Origin of the sequence: Paenibacillus ginsengarvi (assembly GCF_003626695.1) — a bacterium.
Lineage (GTDB): Bacteria > Bacillota > Bacilli > Paenibacillales > NBRC-103111 > Paenibacillus_AB > Paenibacillus_AB ginsengarvi.
Genome location: NZ_RBAH01000011.1, coordinates 181,507 through 195,556, shown reverse-complemented (window position 1 = coordinate 195,556; position 14,050 = coordinate 181,507). Strand labels below are relative to the sequence as shown.

The 14,050-nt window shown below is 55.4% G+C and carries 16 protein-coding genes and 1 other annotated feature; all 16 genes read left to right on the top strand.

Features of this window, described 5'->3' with window-relative positions:
* Positions 1-179 precede the first annotated feature (179 nt).
* The 16 genes from D7M11_RS16810 to D7M11_RS16735 all read left to right on the top strand — a co-directional run bounded on the left by D7M11_RS16810 (position 180) and on the right by D7M11_RS16735 (position 14,046).
* Entirely contained in the window at positions 180-947 is a 768-nt protein-coding gene (locus tag D7M11_RS16810; protein ID WP_120748397.1) for an MgtC/SapB family protein, read from the top strand.
* A 179-nt stretch (positions 948-1,126) separates the two neighbouring features.
* Positions 1,127-1,825: a RadC family protein gene (gene radC / locus D7M11_RS16805; RefSeq protein WP_120748396.1), complete on the top strand. Its 699-nt coding sequence runs from the start codon at positions 1,127-1,129 to the stop codon at positions 1,823-1,825.
* A gap of 129 nt (positions 1,826-1,954) precedes the next feature.
* Complete coding sequence (locus tag D7M11_RS16800; RefSeq protein WP_120748395.1) at positions 1,955-2,992, top strand: rod shape-determining protein; 1,038 nt, start codon at positions 1,955-1,957, stop codon at positions 2,990-2,992.
* A 107-nt stretch (positions 2,993-3,099) separates the two neighbouring features.
* Entirely contained in the window at positions 3,100-3,957 is an 858-nt protein-coding gene (gene mreC / locus D7M11_RS16795; RefSeq protein WP_120748394.1) for a rod shape-determining protein MreC, read from the top strand.
* An 8-nt stretch (positions 3,958-3,965) separates the two neighbouring features.
* A complete protein-coding gene (gene mreD, locus D7M11_RS16790; protein ID WP_120748393.1) occupies positions 3,966-4,496 on the top strand; it encodes a rod shape-determining protein MreD in 531 nt (176 codons plus the stop codon).
* Positions 4,497-4,565: 69 nt separating this feature from the next.
* Entirely contained in the window at positions 4,566-5,228 is a 663-nt protein-coding gene (gene minC / locus D7M11_RS16785) for a septum site-determining protein MinC (RefSeq protein WP_120748392.1), read from the top strand.
* Positions 5,229-5,242: 14 nt separating this feature from the next.
* Entirely contained in the window at positions 5,243-6,037 is a 795-nt protein-coding gene (gene minD / locus D7M11_RS16780) for a septum site-determining protein MinD (protein ID WP_120748391.1), read from the top strand.
* A 7-nt stretch (positions 6,038-6,044) separates the two neighbouring features.
* Positions 6,045-7,199 carry an FtsW/RodA/SpoVE family cell cycle protein gene (locus D7M11_RS16775; protein WP_120748390.1) on the top strand — a complete coding sequence of 385 codons (1,155 nt, stop codon included), beginning with the start codon at positions 6,045-6,047 and terminating at the stop codon, positions 7,197-7,199.
* Between the two features lie 210 nt (positions 7,200-7,409).
* Positions 7,410-8,333: a peptidoglycan DD-metalloendopeptidase family protein gene (locus D7M11_RS16770; protein ID WP_120748389.1), complete on the top strand. Its 924-nt coding sequence runs from the start codon at positions 7,410-7,412 to the stop codon at positions 8,331-8,333.
* The gene (locus tag D7M11_RS16765; RefSeq protein ID WP_240041148.1) at positions 8,326-9,207 is read left to right on the top strand and encodes a M50 family metallopeptidase; all 882 of its coding nucleotides are present in this window, start codon (positions 8,326-8,328) and stop codon (positions 9,205-9,207) included. The genes D7M11_RS16770 and D7M11_RS16765 overlap by 8 nt, the downstream gene beginning before the upstream one ends.
* Before the next feature lie 39 nt (positions 9,208-9,246).
* Positions 9,247-10,506, top strand: a complete 1,260-nt coding sequence (locus D7M11_RS16760) for an Rne/Rng family ribonuclease (RefSeq protein ID WP_120748388.1) — start codon at positions 9,247-9,249, stop codon at positions 10,504-10,506.
* A gap of 262 nt (positions 10,507-10,768) precedes the next feature.
* A complete protein-coding gene (locus D7M11_RS16755; protein WP_158606668.1) occupies positions 10,769-12,064 on the top strand; it encodes an extracellular solute-binding protein in 1,296 nt (431 codons plus the stop codon).
* A 107-nt stretch (positions 12,065-12,171) separates the two neighbouring features.
* Positions 12,172-12,270, top strand: a sequence feature (ribosomal protein L21 leader region).
* A 15-nt stretch (positions 12,271-12,285) separates the two neighbouring features.
* Positions 12,286-12,597: a 50S ribosomal protein L21 gene (gene rplU, locus D7M11_RS16750; RefSeq protein WP_120748386.1), complete on the top strand. Its 312-nt coding sequence runs from the start codon at positions 12,286-12,288 to the stop codon at positions 12,595-12,597.
* A 69-nt stretch (positions 12,598-12,666) separates the two neighbouring features.
* Positions 12,667-13,026: a ribosomal-processing cysteine protease Prp gene (locus D7M11_RS16745; protein ID WP_120748385.1), complete on the top strand. Its 360-nt coding sequence runs from the start codon at positions 12,667-12,669 to the stop codon at positions 13,024-13,026.
* Positions 13,020-13,334: a 50S ribosomal protein L27 gene (rpmA, locus tag D7M11_RS16740; RefSeq protein ID WP_120748384.1), complete on the top strand. Its 315-nt coding sequence runs from the start codon at positions 13,020-13,022 to the stop codon at positions 13,332-13,334. Before D7M11_RS16745 ends, rpmA begins: the two co-directional genes overlap by 7 nt.
* Positions 13,335-13,428: 94 nt before the next feature.
* Positions 13,429-14,046: a Spo0B domain-containing protein gene (locus D7M11_RS16735; RefSeq protein ID WP_120748383.1), complete on the top strand. Its 618-nt coding sequence runs from the start codon at positions 13,429-13,431 to the stop codon at positions 14,044-14,046.
* Positions 14,047-14,050: the final 4 nt, after the last annotated feature.

Sequence of the window (14,050 nt, the reverse complement as noted above, 5' to 3'; positions counted from 1 at the left end):
AAATCCCGATTGCCTAGGATAGCTTGCTTGTTTTTTTGGACATGCGCGCTAAAAGGGCGGTTCGGATGAATCAGCGTTTTCAAGAAATTATATTTACTTATTCATTAAGTAAATGTGAGGGCGGAACCGGTACATGCCGTCGGCGCGTATGATTATAGACATAAGGGAAGTGCTTACACATGTTGAATGAAAGCGTCTGGCATATCTCCAATCTCGATTTGACGCTTCGCATGGTGCTTGCGGTCGTTCTCGGCGGTCTGATCGGACTGGAGCGGGAACTGAGCAATCATGCTGCCGGGTTCCGCACTCATATTCTCGTATGTATCGGCTCCGCGTCGATTATGCTATTATCCATCTACGGGTTCTCCCAATTCGTGACGGAGCCGAATGTCCGTACCGACCCGGCTCGTCTGGCCGCCCAGGTTATAAGCGGCATCGGCTTTCTGGGCGCGGGCGCGATCATCCGCAACGGGCCGAGCATATCCGGGCTCACGACCGCAGCTTCGGTGTGGGTCGTAGCGGCGATCGGCTTGTCCGTCGGCGCGGGGTTTTATTACCCCGCTGCGCTTGCCACGTTTCTCGTGCTGATCAGCCTGTTTCTGCTCAACAAATGGGAGAAGCACCTGCTCCGCAATCGGCGCAATCAGGATGTCGTCATTAAAATTTACGACCGACCCGGAATGCTCGGACGCATCGCTACGAAGTTCGGCGAGCAAGGCATCCAGATCAAAAATCTCGTCATGGAATCCGTCACCGGCAGTGTGACCGATACGGAGCATGCCGGCACGATGGAGCTCCGCTTTACGCTGCGAACGACAAGTACCGACAAATTGTTGAAAGCGCTCGAAGACATTTTGACGATCCCCGAAGTGCTCGGTCTGGAGTCGAACTCGATGCCGTCCGCTAAGATCACCGCTATTACCGGCGGAAAAACGCTATCCGGTTAAGGATAGCCCGGGTTTCGCCGGATGACCGCACCCCCCGCGCGCCTGCACGCCGGGGGCGTTTTTTTTGCCCGGCGGACGCACTCCGCGATTTTTTTTCGAACCCTTTCATATACAATCGCCAGTGATGGTATAATGGAAGAATAGTTGTCGAACCCATTTTTGTCGAAAGAGGGGAAATGATGGAATCTTCCATAACTTCCGTTTATACACTGCGCGATGTACCGCCGGAGGAGAGGCCGCGCGAGCGGATGCTTCGGTCGGGTGCGGGCTCGCTCAGCAACGCCGAGCTGCTTGCCATTTTGCTGCGGACGGGAACGATCAAGGAATCGGCCGTCACCCTGGCGCAGCGGCTGCTGATCGAGGCGGGAGGACTGCGCCAGCTTACGCAGATGAATACGGAACAGCTGACCGCGATCAAGGGCATTGGTCATGCCAAAGCGCTGCAAATTCAGGCCGGCATCGAGCTCGGACGCCGGATGGTTCGCACGACGCAGCCGGAGACGGTCACGATTCGCTCCCCTCACGACGTTTCGCTGCTAGTATCGGAAGAGCTCCGGTATTTGCAGAAGGAGCATTTTGTCTGTTTATTTCTGAATACGAAAAATCATGTCATCGGACAGGAGACGCTGTCGATCGGCAGCCTGAATGCGTCGATCGTTCATCCGCGCGAGGTGTTCCTTGCGGCTATCAAGCGGAGCAGCGCCTCCATTATTTGTGTGCACAATCACCCGAGCGGCGATCCGACGCCGAGTCCGGAAGATATCGAAATTACGCGAAGGCTGGTCGAAGCGGGACAAGTGATCGGGATTGACGTGCTGGATCATGTCATCGTCGGCGATACGAAGAATGTCAGTTTGAAGGAACTAGGGCTAATGTAATATAATGAACTGACGGACTTACAGACCGGACTTCCGCGCGAAGCTTCAGCGGTCTTCCCCTGCACGTTTGCCGCCTCACCGACATGGCTTCGAGCGAAGCCTGCCTCATGAAAGGAGAACACAACATTTATGTTAGGTAGTTTTTCGAAGGATCTGGGTATTGATTTGGGCACGGCGAATACGCTCGTGTATGTCAAGGGCAAAGGAATTGTGGTCAGAGAGCCATCCGTGGTCGCTCTGCGTACCGATACAAAAACGATCGAAGCGGTCGGTGACGCCGCTAAAAAAATGATCGGCCGTACGCCGGGCAATATTCGCGCGGTTCGCCCCATGAAGGACGGGGTTATCGCCGACTTTGAAACGACGGCGACGATGATCAATTACTTTTTGCGCCAGGCGCAAAAGCAGCGCGTGTTGTTCCCGCGCCGTCCGAACGTGATGGTATGCGTGCCTTCAGGTATAACCGCCGTCGAGAAACGCGCGGTGGAGGATGCCACGAAGCAGGCCGGCGCCCGCGAGGCTTATACGATCGAGGAGCCGTTCGCAGCCGCGATCGGGGCCGATCTGCCCGTATGGGAACCGACGGGGAGCATGGTCGTCGACATCGGCGGGGGGACGACGGAGATCGCCGTGATCTCGCTGGGCGGCATCGTGACGTTCAAGTCGATTCGCGTCGCCGGCGACGAGATGGATGAAGCGATCATGCAGTATATCAAAAAGATGTACAACCTGATGATCGGCGAACGCACTTCCGAGCAGCTCAAGCTGGAAATCGGCTCGGCGCTGCCGCTGGAAGTGCCGGAAACGATCGAAATCCGCGGCCGCGACCTCGTTACCGGCTTGCCGAAGACGATGTCGGTAACGTCAGATGAAATTACCGAGGCGCTTACGGACACGGTCAACAACATTGTCGACGCCGTAAAAGCTACGCTCGAGAAATGCCCGCCGGAGCTCGCTGCGGATGTTATGGACCGCGGCATCGTGCTGACCGGAGGAGGCGCCCTGCTGCGCAATCTGGACAAGCTGCTGGCCCGTGAAACCGGCATGCCGGTGCTCGTTGCCGACCATCCGCTCGACTGTGTGGCGATCGGAACCGGACGAGCTCTCGACAATATTCATTTGTTCAAATCGACCAGATCGTCTGGAGCAGGAAAGGCGAAGCGTTAATAGGCGGCCGAGCTTTGCCGCTGCTAGGGCAGCACGCTTTGCGCTGCTCGTGAAGGAAGACAATTCGCGGCCGCTTCTTGCGACAAGCCGCTGGAAGGTGTTTGCTTTTGTTCAAATGGCTCGGGAATAAAAGATTGATTATACTGATGGCGGGCGTCATCGTTTTCGTCGCTCTGATGGGCTTTACGTTCGGAGGCCGCGGGCCGATGACCCCCCCGGAAGGGTTCTTGAAGGATACCGTCACCTGGATGCAAGGTTGGCTGAGTAAACCCGCCCGCTCTATAGCGGGCTTTTTTGAAGATATTCGTCGCATCTCCGTGCTTTATGAGGAGAATCGCCAGCTCAAAACGACGCTTACGCGTTACGCGAAAGATACGGCAAGGCTGAACGATCTGGAGGCGCAGAACAAGCGGCTCAAGGATATGCTGGGCTTTACCGAGCGGCAGCAGCAGGCTAACAAGTACAGGTACCGGATCGCCGAGGTGTACGCTTCGAGCCCGGACCCGTTCAACAGCACGATCGTGATCAATCTCGGCGAAAAGGACGGCATCAAGCCGAATATGGCCGTCATGTCCGTCGAAGGACTGATCGGCCGCATCGATTCCGTATCGCCGTTTTACTCGAACGTCCAGCTGATTACCGATCTCGATTCGAGCAACGCGAAGGCAATTGCCGTTACGATCAAAGGAAAGGAAAACGATTCGTTCGGCATTCTGGAAGGTTACGACAGGAAAAAGGAAATGCTCATCATGAATAAAATTCCAAAAACAGATCATCTCGTGCCGGGCGACGTTGTCGTCACCTCCGGGATGATGGGCCAGCTATTTCCGCGCGGCATCGAGATCGGCCAGGTCGTTTCGCGGGACGAGGGGGATTTCGGCATTACGCATACAGCCCTTATCAAGCCATTTGCCTCCTTTAACCATCTGCGCGAAGTGTTCGTCGTCGAAGTACCCGAGTTGTGAGGTGACCTATGCGCCGATATTTGCTTTTTGTCGCCTTGTTCGTTCTGTTTCTAGTAGAGGGGACGATCGTCCAGTGGGTGCTGCCGGCTTCGTGGCAATCCAGCGTGATGGTAACCCCGCATCCGTTGTTCGTCGGCGTCCTGCTCATTTCCTTGTTCCAAGGCCGCCACCAGGGGCTTGCCTACGGGCTCGGATTCGGCCTGCTGCAGGACTTCATTTATTACGGACACGCTCTTGGCGTTTATTCGTTCAGCATGGGGCTTGTCGGGTACGTGTTCGGCCTGGTGTTCCGCTCGTCCGCCAGCGGCGTCGTAATCGGCCTGATTGCGGCCATGCTTGGTTCTTTCGCTTACGATTCGCTTGTTTACGGCATTTATCTCGTGTTTCTGCGCGTCGTTCATCTCGATTATCAGTGGACGTTTCTGCATCAAATATTGCCTAGCTTGCTAATCAACGGACTAGTTGCGCTTCTGCTGTACATACCGATGCGCAGGCTGGTCGAGTTTGTGAATGTGGATCGGGAGTCCGAAGAGAAATAAGACCCCGGCGTTAGTCGGCAGGAGATCGGACCGGTTCCGGAGAATTGGTTAGTAGGAGGATTTATGCCGATGTCGGAAACGAAACATCTCATTACGATCAAAGGGGTCAAGGAAGGACTTGTTTTCGTCATCGACGAAACGCGTCCGTTTGACGAAATATTGCAGGAGCTGGAACACAAGCTCGATCATTCGCATCGGAGCATCCTCACGGGACCGGTCGTACGCGTGCAGATCCGCCTGGGGAAACGGACGCCTAGCGACGAGGAAAAGGAAGCTCTGAAGGAAATGATCAGCCGTAAAGGCAATTTGCTCGTGCACAGCATCGAGTCGGATCATGCCGGCGAGGCGGAGGCGGCAAGCGAGGAGCGGATTACGGTTTTCAAAGGAATCGTCCGCTCCGGCCAGACGGTAAGCCATCAAGGGCATATGCTGTTTCTTGGGGATGTCAATCCCGGCGGATCGCTGCTGTGTACCGGAGATATATTTGTGCTCGGCGCGCTCAGGGGAATGGCGCATGCGGGTTATGCCGGCAACGAGCGAGCGCTGATCGCAGCCTCGTACTTACGCCCGACGCAGCTGCGGATCGCCGATATTATAAGCCGCCCCCCGGATGAGTGGGGGTTCGAGGATGCAACAATGGAGTTTGCCTACATACGGGATGGCAGCATGGAGATCGACAAAATCAACCAGCTTCACCGGCTGCGGCCGGACCATCCGTTTGGCGGCACGTAAAGGAGATGATTCGCATGGGAGAGGCAATCGTCATTACTTCCGGCAAAGGGGGCGTCGGTAAAACGACGACCTCGGCCAATCTCGGTACAGCGCTGGCGCTGCTTGGGAAAAAAGTATGCATGGTCGATACCGATATAGGCCTCCGCAATCTGGATGTTGTCATGGGACTCGAAAACCGGATCATCTATGATCTTGTCGACGTAGCCGAAGGCCGCTGCCGCTTGCAGCAGGCGCTTATCAAGGATAAACGGTTCGACGAGCTGTATATGCTGCCGGCTGCCCAGACGAAGGATAAGCATTCCGTCACGCCCGAAGCGGTGCGCGATATGGTGCTGGAGCTGAAGAAAGAAAACGATTATGTCATTATCGACTGCCCGGCGGGCATCGAGCAAGGGTTCAAAAATGCGGTAGCCGGCGCGGATAAAGCGATCGTCGTGACGACGCCGGAGCTTGCCGCGGTCCGCGATGCGGACCGGATCATCGGGCTGCTCGAGCAGGAGAAGGTGCACGGCCCGAAGTTGATTATTAATCGCGTGAAAGCGACGATGATGAAGAAGGGCGAAATGCTCGATATCGACGAGGTTTGCTCCGTGCTGGCGATCGATCTGCTCGGCATCGTGCCGGACGATGAAGCGGTCCTCAAGGCGGCGAACAGCGGGGAGCCTACCGTGATGAACCCGAAGGCGAGGGCGGCGATCGCTTACCGGAACATTGCCCGCCGCATTTTGGGCGACACGGTGCCGCTTATGCCGCTGGAAGAGAAAACGGGCGTGATGCATAAAGTGAAGAAGCTCTTCGGAATAGGATGAGAAGAAGTTGCTGGACAAACTGAAACGAACGGATTGGTCGATCGTCATTTTGATGGCGTTGTTTATGGGGATAAGCACGCTCGTCGTCCATAGCGCTACGGCTAACGACCCGTATTTCCAAGGGACGGATATCAAGAACGTCATCAACTACGCGATCGGCTTTGTCGTCCTTTTTGCCGCGATGCTGTTCGATTACCGGCTTCTCGTAAGGGCAGGCTGGTACTTGTATGCGTTCGGGATCGTGCTGCTCATAGCGGTTTATTTGTTTGGGGCGGAGAAAAATTCGGCCAAAAGCTGGTTTTTGCTCCCGTTCGGCTTTAATTTCCAGCCGGCCGAGCTGGTCAAACTGCTGACCATCATTGCGATTGCGATGTTTATCGGCAGGCGCGGCGGCGAGCCGCTGCGATTCTGGCAGGAGGTCGTCCCGATCGGGCTTATGGTGGCGCTGCCGGTTGGTTTGATCGTGATTCAGCCGGACCTGGGCAATGCGATCATTTTTTTGGTTGTGCTGATCGTGATGTATTGGATCGGGAACATCAAGTACACGCATGTGCTGATCGGAACAGCGCTGATCGGCGGCTTTATCGCCTTGTTTTTTTACTTGTTCCAAATTTACTACGATCCGGTCGTGCAGTATCTGAAGGAAAACGACATGGGCGAATGGGTGCATCGCATAAACCGGATTCATACGTTTATCGATCCGGATGCGGCGTCGGCCGACGCCAAATACCAGGTGCACAATTCGATGCGGGCGATCGGCTCCGGCGGGCTGACCGGGGAGACGTACCTGAACGGCAGCTCGGTGCAGCAAGGCTTCATCCCGCTTCCGTATTCGGATTCGATCTTCGTCGTCATCGGCGAGGAGTTCGGTTTCGTCGGGTCTTCCGTGCTGCTGCTGCTGTATTTCCTGCTCATTTACCGGATGATCTACATTTCGATCCAGAGCATGAACCGGACGGGGGCCTTTATCATAATCGGTATCGTCTCCATGTACGTCTTCCAGGTGTTCGAGAATATCGGCATGATGATCGGCATTATGCCGCTAACCGGCATTACGCTGCCCTTCGTCAGCTACGGCGGCTCCTCGCTACTCATCAATATGATGGCGATCGGCGTGGTGCTGAGCATTCATGTGCATCAGGAGCAGAAGTCGCTGTATTGATTCCGGTCGCCCCTGCACTCGAATCTGTACCTGCACAATAGCCTAATCCCCTCCCTTGCGAGCCGGGTTAGGCTATTTCGCATGTCCGGCGGGCAGCAAGTATGCGCCTTCCCCGTCCGGTTCTACCCCTTGTCCTCGGCTCATAGGATGTAGGGAGAAGCCTGTCTGCACCCGCTCCGGGTGAGCGCGGCGAATGAGGGGGAACCGCTCATGGAAGTCAAGTCGAACGTCCGCAGGCGGCGGATGGACCGAATGAAGCAAATCGTCACAACCGGACAAGAAGAACGGTTTGGCGGCGGCAATAGAGCAGACGGCCAAGGAAGCCGGGAGATGGAACGAGCTCCGGTGAGCTACGAATCCGCGGAGGAGGGTACCCCGTTCCGGAGGCAAGCGTCCGAGCAGCGGCTACTCGCTTATCGCGAGGAGGACGACCCCGAATGGGCGTGGAAACGGCAGGAGAGCCAGCGATGGCGATCGCTGGGCGGACCGGGCGGCGGCGGGAACTGGGAGCGGAAGCCCCCGAGTATACGAAGTTTGTGGACGAAGCTCGGTATCAGCGCAGTGTTGTTCGCCGGGATATGGGGGATGTTCCAGGTCGATCATCCGCTCGCCGAACGGGGTCAGCGCTGGGTGACGGCAGCCTTGACGGAGGAATACAATTTCTCCGGGATGGCGGCCTGGTATGAACGGAAGTTCGGCGGCTTGCCCGCCATTTTACCGGCGCTCGGCGGCAAAAGGGACCCGGAAGCGCAAAAAGTCAGCTCCTCGTCGCTGAAAGGCATGTACACCCCCGTACACGGTAAAATCGTCGAGAAGTTATCGGACGGCGAACTGGGCATAACGCTCCGTACGGTACCGGAAGCGAAGGTCGTGGCGATCGATACGGGCCGAGTGGTTGCCGTCAGCGATTCGGCGGACAAAGGGACGACAGTCGTCCTTCAGCACAGCGGGGGCCTGCAATCGATATACGGCTGGCTGCAAGGTACGAGCCTGAAAACGAACGATTGGGTCAAGGGAGGGGAAACGATCGGCAGCGTGACGACGGATGCCGCAGGCGGAGCGGGCAAGCTGTACGTGGCCGTCAAGAAAGAAGGCGAATATGTGAAACCGCAAGAAGTGATTCCGTTTGATTAAAATACGCGGGATCACGTTCCGTCTTCATCCGCTCTTCTCGCTGCTGATGCTGCTAGCGGTCGCAACCGGCTATTTCGCCGAGTTGCTTACGCTGTTCGCCATCGTTCTTATTCACGAGCTCGGCCATGTCGTCTGCGCCAAAAGCTTCGGCTGGAACGTTATCCGCATCGAGCTGCTGCCGTTCGGAGGGGTGGCCGAAACGGATGACCGCGGCAGGTCCAGCTCGTTTCAGGAGGCGGCCGTCGCCCTCGCCGGACCGCTGCAGAACGCCTGGATGGCGTTATTTGCCGTCATCATGGGCAAGCTCGGCCTGTGGGACTCGCAGTGGTGCGGCTATTTTATTAAAGCGAACGCGATGATCGGTCTGTTTAATCTGCTGCCGATATTGCCGCTTGACGGAGGCAAGGTGATGCAGGCGCTCATAGGCCGCTGGCTGCCTTATTACCGGACGCTTGTGCTGTGCGCCCTCGTCAGTCTGCTGCTCTCGCTTTTGCTGGCGGCGGCCGCCTTATCCGGGGTCCGCTCCGGCGGCGTCCAGCTCAACCTGCTCGCCATAGCGCTGTTCCTCGCCTATTCGAACTGGTTCGGTTACCGGCATGTCTCGTTCCGGTTTGTCCGGTTTTTAATGAACCGGGAACCGGTTATGGAGCGTCTAATAGATAGAGGGACGCTGGCGCAGCCTATCGTCATTTACCGGTATCGCACCATTGCCGAGATCGTCCGCCTGTTCATGAGAGACAAATACCATCTCGTCTACATTTTGAACGATAGGGGCCGTATCGAAGCCGTGCTGCCGGAACATAAGCTGCTGTACGCCTATTTCCAATTAAACCGGCCCGGAAGTGCCGTTTCCGACGTTTTCGTGTTAGAATAGAAGGGTTATGTGGCTCTATGGTGAGGTGGTGACGTTTCATTGAAACAGATTGTCGTGCATTGCCGGGATACGCTGACGCAGGTGGCGCTTCTGGAAGAGCGGGTGCTGACCGAGTTTTATGCCGAGCGCCCGGTCGACAAGCAGCTTGTAGGCAGTGTGTATATCGGAAAAGTTGTTAATGTGCTTCCGGGCATGCAGGCCGCTTTCGTCGATATCGGGCTGGATAAAAATGCGTTTTTGTATATCGATGATTTGCTTCCGGCCCATTTGGACAAAATTCCATTGGTCAAGCCGTCGATTTCGGAGCTGATTCAGCCGGGGCAGAAGCTGCTCGTTCAAGTGATCAAGGAACCGCTCGGCACGAAAGGGGCAAGAATCACGACCCATTTTTCGCTGCCGGGAAGATGGATCGTTTATATGCCGAATGCCGATTACGTCGGCGTATCGCGCAAAATCAGCTCGGAGCAGGAGCGCTCGCGGCTGAAGGATGTTGCCGAGCAGCTGCGCAGGCCGGGCGAAGGTCTTATTATCCGTACGGTTGCCGAGCATGAGACGCTGGTGGCGCTGGAGCGGGATCTCGGCGTCATGAGAGGCGACTGGGAAGATGTGCTGCGGCTGGCGGAAACGTCAGAGGCTCCGCTGCTGCTGTACCGGGAGCCGGGCGTGCTTGATCGCGTCGTCCGCGACGCGTTTAACGATTACGTAGACGAGCTGATTATCGACGACCCGGTGCGGGGGGAGGCGCTTGGACGCCGCGTACGCGAGATGTCCGAGGAACTGGCCCAGCGCATCCATATTTACAAAAAACGCGAGCCCGTTTTTGTCGCCTACCCGGTCAAGGAACAACTGGAGCGGGCGATGAAGCGTAAGGTATGGCTCAAGAGCGGCGGCTATCTCGTCCTTGACCGGACGGAGGCGCTCACGGTGATCGACGTCAATACCGGCAAGTTTACCGGAACGGACGATCCCGAAGCGACGGTGTTTACGACCAATGCCGAGGCGGCGGCGGAAATCGCCCGTTTGCTGCGGCTGAGGGATATCGGAGGCATCGTGCTTGTGGATTTCATCGATATGACCTCGGACAAGCATCGCGCCGATATCGCCGCCCTGCTGGAGCAGGAGTTCCGGAAAGACCGGACGAAAACGTTCGCCGTCGGCTGGACGAAGCTCGGGCTTATGGAGATCACGCGCAAGAAGGCGCGCGAAAGCTTGGACGATTCGATGTTTGCGGTATGTGGCGTTTGCGGGGGTACGGGTAAGGTGCCGATCGAGCGCGCTTCGCAAGGCAAAAGGCGTTAATGCGGCGCAGGCATGATGGCGAGGTTTGGAGGATAGCAGCGCTTGTACATCATCAAGATGCGGGTTGCGCCTGGCGCGTAGCTCGCTTTTTTGTGTTTGGTGAAGGGAAGCCGTTCGTGTCGGTAGTTCTCATGTGCCGCCGCCGAAATTATATAGGGCGATTCACTTGTTAGGATATTGTGTTTCTTACATAAACTAGTTATCATAATGATTAAGGAAATTCAATTTCCGCTTTTAATTCGGAGAAATGGGGGGAATCCGCTTGCGCAACAAGTTGTCTCTCGTCATGTTATCGTCACTCTTGTCCGTTTGTTTTGCCGTCTCAGGGTGCAGCACCGGTTCGTCCGGTGTCAAAGACAATGAGGAAGGTAAGCCGGCGGAAGAATTGAAACCGGTTACAATCACGATGAACGTAAGATCGGAAATATCGGAAAACTGGGACGAGTTAATCGTAAACCCGCTGAAGAAAAAGTACCCGCACATTACGGTGAAAGAAGTCAAAGGCGATCTGAACGAGCTGATCCAGAGGGGCGAGCAGGTCGATCTGTACACCGTCGCACATGTTGTGGCGGGGCGGATCGTCCAGATGGATTTAAACTACGATATCGAACCGCTCATGAAAAAGTTCAAAATGGATATGTCCCGTTTCGAGCCCGTCGTGCTCGAAGCCGTCCGGGGCAACTCGGGCAACGGCCAGCTCATCGGTCTGCCCTTTAACCTGCAATTTTTCGCCATGTACTACAATAAGGACATTTTTGATATGTTCGGCGTTCCTTATCCGAAGGACGGCCTGACCTGGAACGAGACGGTCGAGCTGGCTAAGAAGGTGAGCCGGTATCACGGGGGGGCCCAATATTTAGGCTTCAAAACCGACCAGATCCACCGTCTTGCCGACCCGTTCGGCGTGACGCCGGTCGATGCGAAGACGGATAAAGCTTCCGTCATCAACGAATCGTATAAGCGCGCCTTCGAGTTATCCAAACTGTTCTTCTCGATCCCCGGCAACATGCCGGCGTCCCCGAAAGATGTGAACAAGAATGCGCTGGACCAGTTCCGCAAAGATAAAAATTTGGCGATGTATTATGCGGTTAACCGCTTCTCCAATCTGAAGGACTCGGATGTCAACTGGGATATCGCCCAATCCCCGTATTATCCCGATATGCCGAACGTCGGCGGGATCGTGGACAGCTTCATTATGGGCATCACCAAAACGAGTCAGCATAAGGACGACGCGTTCCGTGTCATCGAAACGTTCCTGTCCGAGCAGGCGCAGCTGTTCGCCGTCCGGAGTATGGGCTACATTTCTCCACAGGTCAATCCGGTCTACAAGGACCAGTACGGAGCGGATATCCCCTACTTGAAAGGAAAAAACATTCCGGCTATATTCAAAAATAAAATCGTCAGCCATCAGCCCTACAGCATTTATCGCTCGCAAGGGATGGATGTGCTGTATGAGGTGCACGGCGACTATATATTTGAGCAATACGACGTCAATACGGCGCTGAGGGTAACCGACGAAAAAATCAATCAGGCTGTCGGCGCGTTGAAGGGGAAATAGGAGCGAATGCGGCCAGCCGTTTCACTGTGGATTCATCGCAGTGAAAACGGCTTTTCTCGTTGACTCGGCTATCGAGTTGTGCTATGATACTTGGGTATGTGCGCTGGCACATGCTGCAACCGCACGAGTCGGGTCTACGAATAAGCGTGTGTTCGCTGCTACGCAGCTGGACATGCCACCTGGACAAGGCGAGTCTTATGACATGAGGAGGTGCACTGACAATGTACGCAATTATTGAAACTGGCGGCAAACAGTACAAAGTGCAAGCGGGAGATGCCATCTTCATCGAGAAGCTGGAAGCTAACGCAGGCGACGTTGTAACGTTCGACCGCGTACTTGCTGTCTCGAACGACAATGGTCTCGTAGCAGGTTCCCCGCTCGTAGCCGGAGCTTCTGTATCCGGTAAAGTGGAGAAACACGGCAAAGGCGAGAAAGTGATCGTGTTCAAGTACAAACCGAAGAAAAACTATCGCCGCAAGCAAGGCCACCGTCAACCGTACACCAAAGTAATCATCGACAGCATCAAAGCTTAAGTTTTCGCCCGGATGATCGGCGGAATAACTGTAAATTCGGCGAATTTACAGGGCAGGTGATGAATAGGCATGATTCGGGTGAATATTGAACGAGGCCGCGACAGCGGAGCGATTCAGGCTTTTAAAGTGTCAGGCCACGCTTTTTACGGCAAGCACGGGCATGATATCGTTTGTGCCGGTGTATCCGCCGTAACGGTCGGTACGGTGAACGCCGTCGAGAAATTGACAGGTGTAACGCTTCCGAGCGAAATGGGCGATGGGCTTCTCCAGGTCCGTATCCCCGTGGAAACGGACAAGAGCCGATCCGAACAAATTCAACTGCTGCTCGAGTCGATGGTCGTCATGATCGAATCGATCGAGGAAGCATACGGCAAATATATCACCCTTGCAACAAGCACAAGCCAAGAAGGAGGGAAACCATCATGTTGAAACTGAATCTTCAGTTGTTCGCCTCGAAAAAAGGGGTAGGTTCGACGAAGAACGGACGCGACAGCATCGCGAAGCGTCTTGGCGTGAAACGCGCGGACGGTCAAACGGTATCGGCGGGAAGCATTCTCGTGCGTCAGCGCGGAACGAAGATCCATCCGGGAACTAACGTAGGCCGTGGCACGGACGACACGCTCTTCGCAAAAGTCGAAGGCGTAGTGAAGTTCGAACGTCTCGGACGCGACCGCAAAAAAGTGAGCGTCTACCCGGTAGAAGCTGCTCCGGTTGCCGCAGCATCCGAAATCGTATAAGGTAAAGACCTCCGGCCAACGGGACCGGGGGTTTTTATTTTACGAACGTCATGCTATACTGTGTAAGAAGTTGACCGTTGAACGGAGAATCGGAATGAAACCAAACGCCGAACGATACGAATCGGATCAAGCGAACGGCCAGTATGGCGAACAGGAACAGCTGTTTGTCCAAACGATCAATCATCTCCGGCACGACTGGATGAACGATGTTCAAGTGTTATACGGATACTTGAAGATGAAGAAATACGATAAAATGCACGATTATATGGAAATAGTAAAAGAGAAGATGCTTCAGGAAAACTGCATTTCCAAGCTGGGCGTTCCGGCTTTAATCCTATATTTGCAGTCGTTTCGCGTTCGCTGCCGGTGGGTCCGGCTCGATGTCGAGCTGGAGAGCGGCTTTCAGCTCGATATGCTGACGATTGACGGCAGGCTGGTGGCGGATACGGTGATTGCCGTAATCGAAACGTTTGTCCGGAAGGCCGTCCCGAATGCCGACGGGGAGCTGAACCGCATTTTGCTCCAAATGGGCGTGAGGGAGCACCTGCTCGTCATCGGCTTTCATTATACCGGAGGCTACGACCGTAAGGGTCTGAAGCAGGAACTCGTGAATTTGTCGCTCTCTTGCGGCATAGGACGGCTGATCGAGGGCGAAGCTACATACGAAGAGGATGGAGCGGTTGTTGAGATTTATATGCCGCTCGGCACATAAAACG

Bases quoted from the DNA above. Each gene is read 5' to 3' on its own strand.
- D7M11_RS16800 (WP_120748395.1), top strand. From the start codon at position 1,955: ATGTTAGGTAGTTTTTCGAAGGATCTGGGTATTGATTTGGGCACGGCG.
- rplU (WP_120748386.1), top strand. From the start codon at position 12,286: ATGTACGCAATTATTGAAACTGGCGGCAAACAGTACAAAGTGCAAGCG.
- D7M11_RS16770 (WP_120748389.1), top strand. From the start codon at position 7,410: ATGGAAGTCAAGTCGAACGTCCGCAGGCGGCGGATGGACCGAATGAAG.
- minC (WP_120748392.1), top strand. From the start codon at position 4,566: ATGTCGGAAACGAAACATCTCATTACGATCAAAGGGGTCAAGGAAGGA.
- D7M11_RS16745 (WP_120748385.1), top strand. From the start codon at position 12,667: ATGATTCGGGTGAATATTGAACGAGGCCGCGACAGCGGAGCGATTCAG.
- mreD (WP_120748393.1), top strand. From the start codon at position 3,966: ATGCGCCGATATTTGCTTTTTGTCGCCTTGTTCGTTCTGTTTCTAGTA.
- radC (WP_120748396.1), top strand. From the start codon at position 1,127: ATGGAATCTTCCATAACTTCCGTTTATACACTGCGCGATGTACCGCCG.
- minD (WP_120748391.1), top strand. From the start codon at position 5,243: ATGGGAGAGGCAATCGTCATTACTTCCGGCAAAGGGGGCGTCGGTAAA.
- D7M11_RS16735 (WP_120748383.1), top strand. From the start codon at position 13,429: ATGAAACCAAACGCCGAACGATACGAATCGGATCAAGCGAACGGCCAG.
- rpmA (WP_120748384.1), top strand. From the start codon at position 13,020: ATGTTGAAACTGAATCTTCAGTTGTTCGCCTCGAAAAAAGGGGTAGGT.
- D7M11_RS16810 (WP_120748397.1), top strand. From the start codon at position 180: ATGTTGAATGAAAGCGTCTGGCATATCTCCAATCTCGATTTGACGCTT.